Raw genomic sequence first — 12,931 nt, 5'->3', positions numbered from 1 at the left:
TATGGCAAACAGCTATCGAGAATTCAGCAATCAGGTGCGGGGGCGGCAGCGCCGCCGCACGCAGCGGCGGGTACTGAGTATGGCGCTGCTGGCGGTGATGGTGCTGGGTGTTTCCGGGGTGATTACCTGGGGCATTCAGGCGGTGACCGGCTGGGGCGCGGAGGAACCTGCCACCAGCGAAACGGTACAGCCGGGCATTTCCGGCAGTGTGCTTGCGCCGCTGCCCATGCAGAACCCGGTGGTGGACACCAACGAAACCGGGTTTGAGCGGATGGGTCCGGTGCAGCAGACCGGGGACTACACCATCAAGACGCTGACCTATGAGGATATCATCCAGCCGGAATGCGGCCTGGTGGACAGCACGAAATATCTGCCGGACGTGGTGTTCCTAGGCGACAGTGTGACCGAGGGCCTGGATCTTTACGAGAACCCGGCCAAGGGCGTGGCTACGGTGCTTGGTTACCGGGGCGCGGTGCCCAGCGATATTGTGAACCGCAAGAGCATGAACCGGTACCAGTCGGAAACGGTGGTGGCTACCGAGGTGGCGCTGGATATTATTGCCCAGAAGCAGCCGAAGGCGGTGTATCTGATGTTCGGCGCAAACGCACTGGCCACCAGTGCGGACGAGGCGGTGGAAAAGGGTTATTTCGGCTACTACGAGCAGATGATCACCTCGATTCGGGAAGCAGCGGGGCAGGATGTGCAGATCTACATCCAGTCCATGACGCCGGTTACCACCGACTACACCAACACGAACCTGAACAACGAGCGCATCCAGCGCATCAACCAGCAGCTGGCCCAGATGGCGCTGGAGCAGGGCTGCCACTATCTGGACGTATACAGTTCGCTTCTGGATGACAGCGGCGGGCTGAACCCCAGCTACACCACCGAGGGCCTGCATCTGAACTCGGCGGGCTACGGCGCCTGGATGGACTATCTGCTGCGGCATGTGGCCTACAGCAGCGACCTGCCCTATGTGATGGGCAGCACCTACTATCTGGCGGACAACGCCTGATGGGGCATGGAAACGGATCGGGCGTAAAAAGAGGATAACAAAAAGCAGCCGATGGGAATTCTCCCACCGGCTGTTTTTTGTCATCGGGATAAATGTGAAGAGAAGAGCAGGGCAAAGCACGAAAAAAGCCGGGCGCGGAACGGCAAGTGTTCCGCACCCGGCAGATGCTCGGGTTGATCAATATAAGGTGAAAGCGGTCAGGATGCGTCACCGGGGAAAATCCGCTGCGTACCTGCCAGAAAAACGTCCCGCACTCCGCTGGCGGTCGAGTCCGTCAAAAGGGTGCTGGCGTATATCGCTGAGGAAAATCCGGTGCGTACCTGCCAGAAAAACGTCCCGCACCCGGCTGGCGGTCGAGTCCGTCAAAAGGGTGTTGGCGTATGTTGCTGAGGAAAGCCGGGTGCGAAACGGCAGGCGTACCGCACCCGGCCGCCGGTCGGGTCGTTAAAAAGGCAGTCAGCGTATGTTGCTGAGGAAAATCCGGTGCGTACCAGTAAGCGTCCCGCACCCGGCTGGCGGTCGAGTCCGTCAAAAGGGTGTTGGCGTACGTTGCTGAGGAAAGCCGGGTGCGAAACGGCAGGCGTACCTCACTCGGTTACCGGTCGAGTCCGTTAAAAAAGTCCGGTGATTTTGCCGTTTTCGTCCACGTCGATGTTTTCGGCGGCGGGCTTTTTGGGCAGGCCGGGCATGGTCATGATGCTGCCCATGATCACCACAACGAATCCCGCGCCGGCGGAAAGGCGCACGTCGCGCACCGTCATGGTGAAGCCGGAAGGCGCAGCCAGCAGCTTGGCGTCATCGCTGAAGGAATACTGGGTCTTTGCAATGCAGACCGGCAGATTGCCGTAGCCCATGGCCTCGATCTCGGCCAGGGTCTTGAGCGCGGGTGCGCTCCAGCTCACGTCCTTGGCCCGGTAAACCTTCTGCGCCACCGCCAGAACTTTCTCCTTCAGAGGCATCTCGTCCGGGTAGGTGAAGTTGACGGCGGTGTCGTCCTGCATGATGTCCAGCACGGTTTTGGCCAGCTCGGTGCCGCCTTCGCCGCCCTTGGCAAATACCTCAGCCAGCGCACAGGGCACGCCCATCTCGGCGCAGATCGCCTTCACGCAGTCGTGCTCGGCGGCGGTGTCGGTGGGGAATGCGTTGATTGCCACGCAAACCGGCAGACCGAAATTGCGCATGTTCTCCACATGGCGGCGCAGGTTGTCCGCACCGGCGGTCAGATAATCCAGGTTTTCCACACCCAGCTGATCCTTGGGGCATCCGCCGTGATGCTTCAGGGCGCGCACGGTGGCCACGATTACCACTGCGTTGGGGGACAGCCCGGCCTTGCGGCACTTGATGTCCAGGAACTTCTCCGCGCCCAGATCCGCACCGAAGCCCGCTTCGGTCACAACGTAATCCGCCAGACTCAGGCTCAGACGGGTGGCCATCACGCTGTTGCAGCCGTGGGCAATGTTCGCAAAGGGCCCGCCGTGGATGATCGCCGGGTTGTTCTCCAGCGTCTGGACAAGGTTCGGATCGAAGGCATCCTTCAGAAGGGCGGTCATGGCGCCCGCCGCGCCAATCTGGCCCGCGGTCACCGGCTGGCCGTCGTAGGTGTACGCCACAACAATGCGGGACAGCCGCTCTTTCAAGTCCTTCAAGTCGGTGGCCAGGCAGAAAATCGCCATGACCTCGCTGGCCACGGTGATGTCGAAGCCGTCCTCACGGGGCACGCCGTTCACCTTGCCGCCCAATCCGTCGGTCACAAACCGCAGCTGGCGGTCGTTCATGTCCACGCAGCGCTTCCAGACAATGCGCCGGGGATCGATGTTATGGGGGTTGCCCTGATAAACGCTGTTGTCTACCATGGCCGCCAGCAGGTTGTTGGCCGCACCGATGGCGTGCAGGTCACCGGTGAAATGCAGGTTGATGTCCTCCATGGGCACCACCTGTGCGTATCCGCCGCCGGCCGCGCCGCCCTTGATGCCGAACACGGGCCCCAGGCTGGGCTCGCGCAGGCAGAGCATGGTCTTTTTGCCCAGCGCGTTCAGGCCGTCCGCCAGACCGGTGCTGATGGTGGTTTTGCCCTCGCCGGCGGGGGTGGGGCTGATGGCGGTGACCAGAATCAGCTTGCCCTGTTTGTCGGCTTTTTTGGCCAGCTTGTGGTCGATCTTTGCTTTGTATTTGCCGTACAGGCTGATCTCATCCTCCGAAAGACCCAGCTTTTCCGCAATCTGAACGATGGGCTGCAGGGTAGCTTCCTGTGCGATCTGAATATCCGATTTCATGGGACTCATCCTTTCCTGCTCAGGGCGGCGCAAACCGCCCAAACAACATCGGCCTGCCTGCGCTGTGGCACAGACGGGCCGGTCCTTTTGTCTCCTTTATAAGAGTACCAAAATCCGCCGCCCGTTACAAGCACCGGGGCAGAAGTCGCACTTCTTTTACCGGCTTTTTGCATACCGGTTCCGGTTGTGAAACACCGCGCCGGTATGCTATACTATATTCTGTATCCCTATGCGCTTTTTCTCTGTGAAAAATGCGGCTATTTTGTAGAATGATGCGCTTTTAATACTGTTTGTAAAGGTGAGACCGGAATGCTGCACAACGAAACCCTCCATTATCTGGATAATGCCGCCACCACCATTGTGGATGAAGCGGTGGCGGACGCGGTCCGCAAGGCCATGGTGGAACACTGGGCCAACCCCTCCAGCCTGTACGGCCCCGGCTGCGAAAGCCGCCGCCTGCTGGAAAAGGCCCGCGCCGGCGTGGCAAAAACACTGGGCGCGGCCCCCGAAGAGGTGTTCTTCACCGGCTGCGGCTCCGAGAGCAACAACATCGCCATTCTGGGCGCGGCCCTGGCCCGGAAAAGCTGGGGCAAACGGGTGGTGGTGAGCGGCTACGAGCATCCCAGCGTGGCCATGCCCATGGAACGGCTGCGGCAGCTGGGCTTCGATGTGGTGACCATCAACCCGGACGAGACCGGCCATCTGGATCTGGATGCCTTCGTGAACGCGGTGGACAAAAACACCATTCTGGTGGCCTGCATGCAGGTGAACAACGAGATCGGCACCATGGTGGACGTGAACCGGCTGGCAAAGCGGGTGAAGGAAAAGAACCCGCGCACCGCCGTGCATGTGGACGGGGTGCAGGCCTGGCTGCGGGTGCCGGTGAAGCTGGACGGCATCGACAGCTTCACGGTGAGCGGCCATAAGATCCACGCCCCCAAGGGCGTGGGCGCTCTGTATCTGCGCCGAGGCTATAACATCGAGCCGCCCTATCTGGGCGGCGGGCAGGAAAAGGGCCACGGCGGCGGGCAGGAAAAGGGCGTGCGCCCCGGCACCGAAAACCTGCCCTACGCGGTGGGCATGGCCAAGGCCGCGCTGATCGGCTACAAAAATATGGCCGAGCGCACCGCCCGCATGGCACAGCTGAACCGGCGGCTGCGCGAAGGGCTGGCCGCAATTTCCGGCATCGTGTTCAACAGCCCCGAGGACGCGGTGGCCGAGGTGGTGAACGTGAGCACCATGTGCATCAAAAGTGAGACCATGCTGCATTTTCTGGAAACCAAGAACGTGTATGTGTCCAGCGGGTCGGCCTGCTCCAAGGGCGCGGCCAGCCACACCCTTGCTGCCATGGGGCTGGAGCCCCTGCGGGCGGACACTGCGCTGCGCATCAGCCTTTGCGGCAGCAACACCGAAGCCGATGTGGACGCGCTGCTGACCGGCCTTGCCGAGGGCATGGAAACGCTGGCCCGCATTCGATAAAATCGTCAGGATCTGACCGAAAATAAAGGAGTTTATCAATACAATGAAAGAAATCATCATGTGCTATCAGGGCGAGATGGCCCTGAAGGGCCTGAACCGGGCCACCTTCGAATCGGTGCTCAGCAAATCCCTGCGCTGGCGGGTGAAGGATCTGGGCAAATTCCAGGTCTACAAGGCCCAGAGCACCATGTATGTGGAGCCGCGGGACGAGGAAGCGGAATCCAACATGGAGGAAGCCTACGACCGGGTGAGCAAGGTGTTCGGCCTTGCCGCCCTGAGCCGCGCCGCCGTGTGCGATAAAAACATCGACGCCATCAAGGCCACCGCCGAGGAATATCTGGGCCCCATTCTGCGGAACATCAAAACCTTTAAGGTGGAGGCCAAGCGGGCGGACAAGTCCTTCCCGCTGAAGAGCCCCGAGCTGTGCCGGGAGCTGGGCGGCTTTCTGCTGAGCAAGCACCCCCATCTGCGGGTGGACGTGCATCATCCGGACATCGTGGTCATGGTGGAGGTGCGGGACTACGGCGCCTACGTCCACGGGCCCAAGGTGCCCGGCGCGGGCGGCCTGCCGGTGGGCACCAGCGGCCGCGCGGTGACCATGCTCAGCGGCGGCATCGACAGCCCGGTGGCTGCCTGGTATATGGCACGCCGCGGTCTGGCGCTGCATCACATCCACTTCGCAAGCCCGCCCTACACCAGCCAGGCCGCGCAGGACAAGGTGCGGGATCTGGCCCGGGAGATTGCTCCCTACACCGGCAACTGCGTGCTGTATGTGGTGCCCTACACCACCCCGCAGGAGTACATCCGGGACAACGCCCCCGACGTGCTGTTCACCGTGCTCATGCGCCGCAGCATGATGCGCATCGCCAACCGCATCGCAAAGGACATCGACGCCAAGGCGCTGGTCACCGGCGAGAGCCTTGCCCAGGTGGCCAGCCAGACCCTGTACGCGCTGGCCTGCACCGACGCGGCCCAGGATCTGCCGGTGCTGCGCCCGCTGATCGGCATGGACAAGAGCGAGATCACGGTGGTGGCCCGCAAGATCGGCACCTTCGAAACCAGCATCCTGCCCTTTGAGGACTGCTGCACCATCTTCACTCCGCCCCATCCCAAGACCAAGCCCACGCTAGCCGAGATCGAGGCGGCGGAAGCTGCCATGCCCGGCCTGGCCGCGCTGGAGGAGCAGGCGGCCGCCGCGGTGGAGCGCATCCGCATCGACATGCGGGACGCAAAGCAGGAGGACGACCTGTCCGAGCTGGAGGAGTTCTGAACAGCACCGTTTTAAACAATCGAAATGCCCGGCTGTGGAAAACCCGGCCGGGCTATGAGCAAACCGTGGGAAAGAGGGAAACCAAATTGAAGGCGGAGATCATCTGTGTGGGCACCGAGCTGCTGCTCGGCGATATTCTGAACACCAACGCTCAGTTCCTGGCAAAGGAGCTGGCGGCGCTGGGCATCACGGTTCATCACCAGTGGGTGGTGGGCGACAACGAGGGCCGGCTGGCCCAGCTGATCGATCAGGCCATGGGGCGCAGCGATCTTCTGGTCTTTTCCGGCGGTCTCGGCCCCACGGCGGACGATCTGACCAAGGAGACGGTGGCCCGCTGCTTTGACGATACGCTGCATCTGGAGCCGTCCATTCTGGAAAACATCCAGGCCTATTTTGCCGCCACCGGCCGGCACATGCCGCCGAACAACGAAAAGCAGGCCATGGTGCCCACAAAGGGCGGCTGGTTCGAAAACCACAACGGCACCGCCCCGGCGGTCTGGTTCCGGAAGGGCGCAAAGCGGGCGGTGCTGCTGCCCGGCCCGCCCAGCGAGTTAAAACCCCTGTGGACCGAACAGGTGGGCCCCTTTCTGGCCGATGGCCGGCAGGTGCTGCACAGCCTGACCCTGCGCATCACCGGCATCGGTGAAAGCCATGTGGAGGAAAAGGTGGGCCATCTGTTTGAGAACGAGAACCCCACCGCCGCCATCTACGCAAAAACCGGCGAGGTGCAGATTCGCATCACCGCCCGGGCCGCCAGCCATGCGGAGGGAGAAAAAGCCTGCCGGGCCTATGCGGAACACTTCCGGGCCATTCTGGGCGATGTGATCTATGGCGAGGATGCAAACGATCTGGAGCACACGCTGGTGCAGACACTGGCAGGGAAGGGCCTGACCGTGGCCACCGCCGAAAGCTGCACCGGCGGCCTTGTGAGCCAGCGCATCACCCGGGTGCCCGGCTCCTCGGAGGTATTCGGCTTCGGCTTCTGTACTTACGCCAATGAGGCAAAGCACAGGCTGCTGGGCGTGAGCGAAAAAACGCTTGCCACTGTGGGTGCGGTGAGCTGGCAGACCGCCGCCCAGATGGCCATGGGAGCGGCCCGGGTGAGCGGGGCGGACATCGCCGTTTCGCTCACCGGCATCGCAGGCCCCGGCGGCGGCACCGCCGAAAAGCCGGTGGGCCTTGTGTATGTGGGCGCGGTTCGTGGTGAGGATGTGTATGTGGCAAAGCTGCTTCTGGGCAACCGGGACCGGCAGAGCATCCGCACAGGCGCCGCCAACCGGGCGCTGGATTTTGCCCGGCGGCTGGCGCTGGGCCTGCCCATGCCCGGTGCGGACAAGCTGACCGCCGAAGAGCTGGCGCAGCAGAAACAGGCGATGAAGGAATAACAGAATCATGAAAGAAAAGGGAAACGAGGTGGATGCAATGGCGCAAGTCAACCGTATGCTGGCGTTGCGGCTGTTTGGCGTATCGCAGGCCAGAGCCCAGGCGGTGCTGAAGGCTGCGGCGGCTCAGGGCTGCCCGGGCCTGCGGCTGCTGAGCAGGGAAGAGGAGCTGGTGGTCTGCGTAAACGTGCGCGGCGCGGGCAGCGAGGCCGGGGCCGATCGGATCTGCAGGCAGTGGAACGAATATTTCCGCCAGCAGTTCGGCCCCGCCGTGTTCGGTGAGGGCGATACCGAGCTGGCCGATGCGGCGCTGGAGGCACTGGCGAAAAAGAACAAACTCTTCGTGGCGGTGGATGAGGCCACCGGCCATCTGCTGGAGGGTCGCATCCGGGAAAAACCGGAAGCGGCGGCGGTCTACGATTTCGGTGACCACAGCTACCGCCACCCCACCAGGGCAAACCGGCTGGAGCCGCCCCGTGCATTGCTGGACAAATATCCCGACTGCCCGGTGCAGCCGGTGGCGGGCCGCGCCCGGCAGGCGCTGGCCCTTTCCGGCGCAGACTGGGCGGTGAGCTACCAGTCCGCAAAGGGCGTGCAGCCCGGCTTTGTGCTGGTGTGCGGGGCCAAGACCGTGTATCTGCATGTGCTGGCCCCCAGCGTGCAGCCCCAGATGCTGGCAGCCAACTGGCTGCTGGACATGCTGCGCCGTCTGGCCCTTGGGCAGGAGCCGGCGGAAGGGGTGCAGAGCTTTGCCTACGGCAAGCCCGCCCCGGTGCTGCCGGTGCGGCAGACGCCGCTGCCCGCTCAGAACGAATCCGCCCCCCGGCCCGCCCCGGTGCAGCCCGGGAGCAATGCCCCGGCCGACGCATGGCAGAAATCTCCGTCCGCTCCGGTAAGCCGGGCGGCCAACCTGCGCAGTGCCGGGCGGCAGCTGTTTGACGAATCCGCCCAGCTGCCCGAACCCCCTTCCCGCAAACGGAATCCGGCGGGGCGGATACTGGGCAGTCTGGTGCTGGTGCTGTTCATCGCGGCGGTGGCCTTCGGCGTGGTGTGGCTGGCGGAACGCCCTGCCACCCAGCAGATGACCGGCGCGGGCTACGGCACCGCCGACTACGACACTGCCGCCCGGGACTACCTGACAAAGGCGCAGCAGGGCAACAGCCAGGTGGCGGCCTATCTGGCTCTGCCCAAGCTGGGCGGTACGCTGGTTTACCAGCCGGACGCAGCCCAGCCCGGTCAGGCCATCGGCCTTGCGGTGCAGGCGGCCCAGGGGGATGAGCTGGCCCGCTTTGTGAGCGCCCAGCAGCCCGGTCAGACCCGCACCAATGTGATTGTGGAATGCCCCACGGGCAGCATCCAGCAGCTGAGCGAGCTGGACGAAGAGGAGCTGCTGCGGGACAACTGCGGCTTCACCCTCTACACCGACGGCAATACTTACCGCTATAAAGTGGCGGCGGTTTACTACTGGGACCCGGCCGAGACCGGCGAGACCGCCTTTGATTTGTACGACCTTCAGGATCTGAGCGATCAGCAGGCGTTTTTGAACTTTGTGCTGGGCATCAAGGCCCGCAGCCTGTATGAGATGCCGGTGGATCTGGAGGACGCCGACAGCTTTGCCACGCTGGTGGCGGACGCGGCGGACGGCTCCGGCCGCAAGCTGGCGGTTACCGGCCGACTGCAGCGGCAGGACGAGGCAGCCTTCCTTCTGGGCAAACAGATCACCCAGGCGGATCAGCCCCTGCTGCCGCTGGCCATGTATGAGCAGACCGGCGAGGAGGTTCCCTCGGTGGAGACTTTAAACCAGTACTGGATGAACTGGTACGCCACCGGAGGCGCCACCAGCAGCGATGTGCAGGAGGAAAGCGGAATGCCGCAGGAGGATCAGCTGGTGGAGGGCATCCAGCCGCTGGATCCGAACGCAACGCCCATTCCCACCCTGACGCCGCCGCCCACTGACACGCCGGCCACGGCTACCCCGAAGCCCAGCGCCACACCGCAGCCGGGCACCACACCGAAGCCCGACGCCACCCAGGCGCCCGGCGCTACGGACAAGCCTCAGGCGACCCAGGCCCCCGACGATTCCGGCACGGCGCAGCCCACCGCGGCCCCGCAGGCTACCCCGGCACCCCAGCCCACACCTACGCCCACACCCAGCGCAGGTACCATTACGGTGACCATGAACGGTGTGCGGCAGGAGATGGATCTGGTGGAATGCCTGGCCATGATCGCCCGCAACGAGCTGGGCGCGAATGCACCCATTGAAGCCTACAAGGCCCAGATGGTGGCTGCTCACTCCTGGATTCTGAGCCAGGGCGGTGCGCCCAGTGTGGCCGGCCGCCAGCCCAGCGAGACCATCCGGCAGGCAGCCCGTGAGGTGGCCAACCAGATTGTGACCTACAACGGCCGTGTGGCCTTCACCCCCTACTTTGCCAGCGCGGCCTTCGGCACCAACCCCAGCGAGGATGTGTGGGGCTCCTCCCGCCCCTATCTGGTGGCGGTGGAAAGCCCTTATGACCAGCAGTATGCCACCAACTGGCAGAACACCCGCGTGTTCACCGAGCAGGAGGTGGCCGACCGGGCCATGGAAAAGCTGGGTGTGGATCTCTACGCTTACAGCGAGGATCCCAATGAATGGTTTGGCGACATCGTGAAGAATTCCTCCGGCTATGTGACCAGCCTGCGGCTGGGCACCGCCACCATCACCGGGCAGAAGCTGCAGGAGAATGTGCTGGCCGGTTTCTCCGGTCGGGCCATTCGCAGCGCGGCCTTCGATATTTCCTATGCCGATGGTAATTTCAGCATCACCACCTATGGCTATGGCCACGGGTGCGGCCTGTCCCAGTACGGGGCATGGGGATATGCGGCCAACGGCTGGACCTACGACCAGATTCTGGCCCATTACTTCCCGGGCACCAGTTTGTCCACCGTGGGTTAAACAGAGCTTTTTGCACAGAGCGTCCTCCGCAAGGAGGGCGCTTTTGTGTTTGTTTTGTGAAAAAGTGGGGAAGCCATGCAGGAAATGTTGTCGAAAATTTGGGGTTTCTGCGGCTTAATATACAAAAGTGGAAAAGCCGATTTGTGCGAAAAGGAAAAAATGCGGAAAAATACTCCCCAATTCGCCGGGAATAGGGTATAATATCGTTTGTTACTTTTTTGATACTTGTTTGCAAGTATCTCCCGGGCGATATGCCCGGGCCTTTTTCAGCCGCCGGTCAAGCTTTTTCGCATCCCCGGCGGCTGTTCCGTGCAATCAACCAAATGAGCAAAAAAGAAAGGGGAACCTGCGTGGAAAACCCGGCAAAGAAAAATTGGATCAAGATCCTGGTGATCGTTGTTGCAGTGGTGCTGCTGGCTGGATGCAGCGCCATGGCCTATCTCTACAGCCAGATCGCCCCGGCCTTCGATGAGGGCGAGGCGGGCACCCTGAACCAGCAGACCGACCCGGATATTGAAGCCGGCGGCGACCGGTTCTACAACCTGCTGATGGTGGGCATCGACTACGACGCCGATGACGACGGCCGCGATTACGCGGAAGGCAAGGGCATGACCGACGTGATCATGTATGTGCAGATCGACCGGGACAACGGCAAGGTCAACGCCTTCCAGATCCCCCGCGACACCTACGCCGGCGAGGATGTGGGCGACGGCATCAAGACCAACACCGGCAAGATCAACGAGGTCTACGCCAACGGCCCGGATCAGGAAAACAAGATCAACAACCTGGCCAACAAGATCTACGAGCTGTTCAAGCTGCCGGTGGATGACTATGTGCTCATCGACATGCAGGCCTTCAAGACCATGCTGAACAACATGGGCGGCATCGAGATGTACGTCCCCTGGGACATTGTCACCGTGGACAAGGAAACCGGCCACGAAGATCTGGTCTGCCCGCAGGGCACCCATCTGATCAGCGGCGACACCGCCGAGCTGATTCTGCGCAACCGCAACTACTCCACCGCCGACTATAAGCGGCTGGAGACCCAGCAGTACTTCTACGCGGCCCTGCTCAAGAGCCTGCTGAACGATTACACCCTGGCCGATTATTACAGCACCTGCAAGGTGGTGGCCCATTACATCGACACCAGCCTGGACATCACCGAGATCTGGGGTCTGTACGCCACCATGCTGAAGATTGACCCGGCCAACATCTACATCGTGCGCGCACCCGGCGGCGCGGCCAACATCAATGGCCACACCCAGGTTTATTATGTGGACCGGGAGAGCTGCGCCGAGATTCTGAACGAGCACTTCCGCAGCCTGGAAAGCCCGGTGGAAGCCGAGAAGCTGGGCCTCATTACCGGCCAGACCTACCTCTACGGCATGAACATCGACGAGGGCCGCACCATGGGCGACGTGATGACCAACGCCGAGGAGGGCGAGGCCGAGCTGGCCGCTTCCTCCGAAGCCGCCTCCTCCGAGGCTGCGGGCTGAGAAGCGTCTGCCCACCCCAAATAAACAGAAAAAGGCTCCCCAGCCGGGGAGCCTTTTTTGTTTGCGATTCGGATTAAGAACGCATCAGACCACCGGGGCCATGAGCACCGTGCCGGTGCCCCGGTAAACATTCACCAGCCCCTCGCCGGAAACGGCGGAGCCGATCAGGCTGCGGGTGGATTTTTCCACCGTGAAGTTCAGGCTGGAGGACCAGGCAATGGCCATGTTGCCGTCGATGCGCAGCTGGTCGTTGTTCAGCTGGAACTCGATCAGCTCGCTGCGTGGCACCGGGCTTTCCAGCGCCGCCACGCCCGTGCCCTTCAGGCACAGGTTGAAAAGTCCCTCGTTGCCCAGCGCCGCACTGGACAGATTGGTGCGGGCCACCACCTTCTGCTGCACCGAACCGGAGCAGGCCAGGAACAGGCCGTCGTCCAGCACAAGGCCGTCCCACTGGCCCACGTCCAGCAGGATGATGTGCTTGTAGGTGGGTTCCAGCATCAGATGGCCGGTGCCCTTGTATTCCGGCTTCACCGCGCTCTCTTTGGTGGCCTTGGAGGCCAGCGCCTTGCCCAGCAGATCGCCCACACCCTTGATGCCGGAGGTGGCTTCCACCGCGCCGCTCATCCACTGCATGGCCCCGGCCTGCACCACATAGCTGTCGCCCTTCAGCTCCAGCAGCAGCTGGCGACGGCGCACGTTCATCTCGGACGCATAGTAGCTGGCAATGGCATTGTCCGGGCGGACGCTCAGATCTTTTTCATATTCCAGCACCCGCATGCCGCCCAGCTGGTCGGCGGTGAGGATGTTGGGATTGTTCAGCAGATTGTTGAATGTGACCATGGAAAACCCTCCTTGCTGTTGCATGGGCGGTGTGCCGCCCGGTGTTGGGAAACGGTGCAAAAAACACCGTATGTTTGGGGCCATTATACCACGGGCGGCAGCGAACGGGAAGATATTTTGGGAATTTTTTACCAAAAAGGAAAGGCCACAGCAATGCTGTGGCCTTCAGCCTGTCGAAAAAGGCCACCTATCGGTGGTCTTTTTCTCGTATAAGGAAAGGGAATGCGGTATAATGGTGTGG

Annotated in this window: 8 protein-coding genes; 6 read left to right on the top strand and 2 right to left on the bottom strand. The window is 62.4% G+C overall.

Translation table 11 applies throughout. From position 1 onward, the window contains the following. Window position 1 precedes the first annotated feature (1 nt). Window positions 2-1,015, top strand: a complete 1,014-nt coding sequence (locus ACESYO_RS10730) for a GDSL-type esterase/lipase family protein (RefSeq protein ID WP_058963845.1) — start codon at window positions 2-4, stop codon at window positions 1,013-1,015. 611 nt (window positions 1,016-1,626) lie between these two features. Here ACESYO_RS10730 and ACESYO_RS10725 read toward each other — a convergent pair. Next, window positions 1,627-3,288, bottom strand: a complete 1,662-nt coding sequence (locus tag ACESYO_RS10725) for a formate--tetrahydrofolate ligase (RefSeq protein ID WP_276871475.1) — start codon at window positions 3,286-3,288, stop codon at window positions 1,627-1,629. A gap of 309 nt (window positions 3,289-3,597) precedes the next feature. Here ACESYO_RS10725 and ACESYO_RS10720 point away from each other — a divergent pair, with 309 nt between their 5' ends. From ACESYO_RS10720 to ACESYO_RS10700, 5 genes are all read left to right on the top strand, one after another. Further along, on the top strand, window positions 3,598-4,767 hold the full coding sequence (locus tag ACESYO_RS10720; protein WP_373210007.1) for a cysteine desulfurase family protein: 1,170 nt from the start codon (window positions 3,598-3,600) through the stop codon (window positions 4,765-4,767). Window positions 4,768-4,810: 43 nt separating this feature from the next. Next, the gene (thiI, locus tag ACESYO_RS10715; protein ID WP_373210006.1) at window positions 4,811-6,037 is read left to right on the top strand and encodes a tRNA uracil 4-sulfurtransferase ThiI; all 1,227 of its coding nucleotides are present in this window, start codon (window positions 4,811-4,813) and stop codon (window positions 6,035-6,037) included. An 86-nt stretch (window positions 6,038-6,123) separates the two neighbouring features. After that, window positions 6,124-7,422 (top strand): competence/damage-inducible protein A, encoded by a 1,299-nt coding sequence (locus ACESYO_RS10710; protein WP_373210005.1) that lies wholly within the window; start codon window positions 6,124-6,126, stop codon window positions 7,420-7,422. A gap of 7 nt (window positions 7,423-7,429) precedes the next feature. After that, a complete protein-coding gene (locus tag ACESYO_RS10705) occupies window positions 7,430-10,354 on the top strand; it encodes a SpoIID/LytB domain-containing protein (RefSeq protein WP_373210004.1) in 2,925 nt (974 codons plus the stop codon). Between the two features lie 323 nt (window positions 10,355-10,677). Next, the gene (locus tag ACESYO_RS10700) at window positions 10,678-11,850 is read left to right on the top strand and encodes an LCP family protein (protein ID WP_373210003.1); all 1,173 of its coding nucleotides are present in this window, start codon (window positions 10,678-10,680) and stop codon (window positions 11,848-11,850) included. An 84-nt stretch (window positions 11,851-11,934) separates the two neighbouring features. Here ACESYO_RS10700 and ACESYO_RS10695 read toward each other — a convergent pair whose 3' ends face one another. After that, a complete protein-coding gene (locus ACESYO_RS10695) occupies window positions 11,935-12,690 on the bottom strand; it encodes an AIM24 family protein (protein WP_283129006.1) in 756 nt (251 codons plus the stop codon). Window positions 12,691-12,931 lie beyond the last annotated feature (241 nt).

This window comes from Allofournierella massiliensis, from assembly GCF_964241245.1.
In the GTDB taxonomy this organism is placed as follows: domain Bacteria; phylum Bacillota; class Clostridia; order Oscillospirales; family Ruminococcaceae; genus Allofournierella; species Allofournierella massiliensis.
This window is presented reverse-complemented; position numbering and strand designations above follow the sequence as displayed.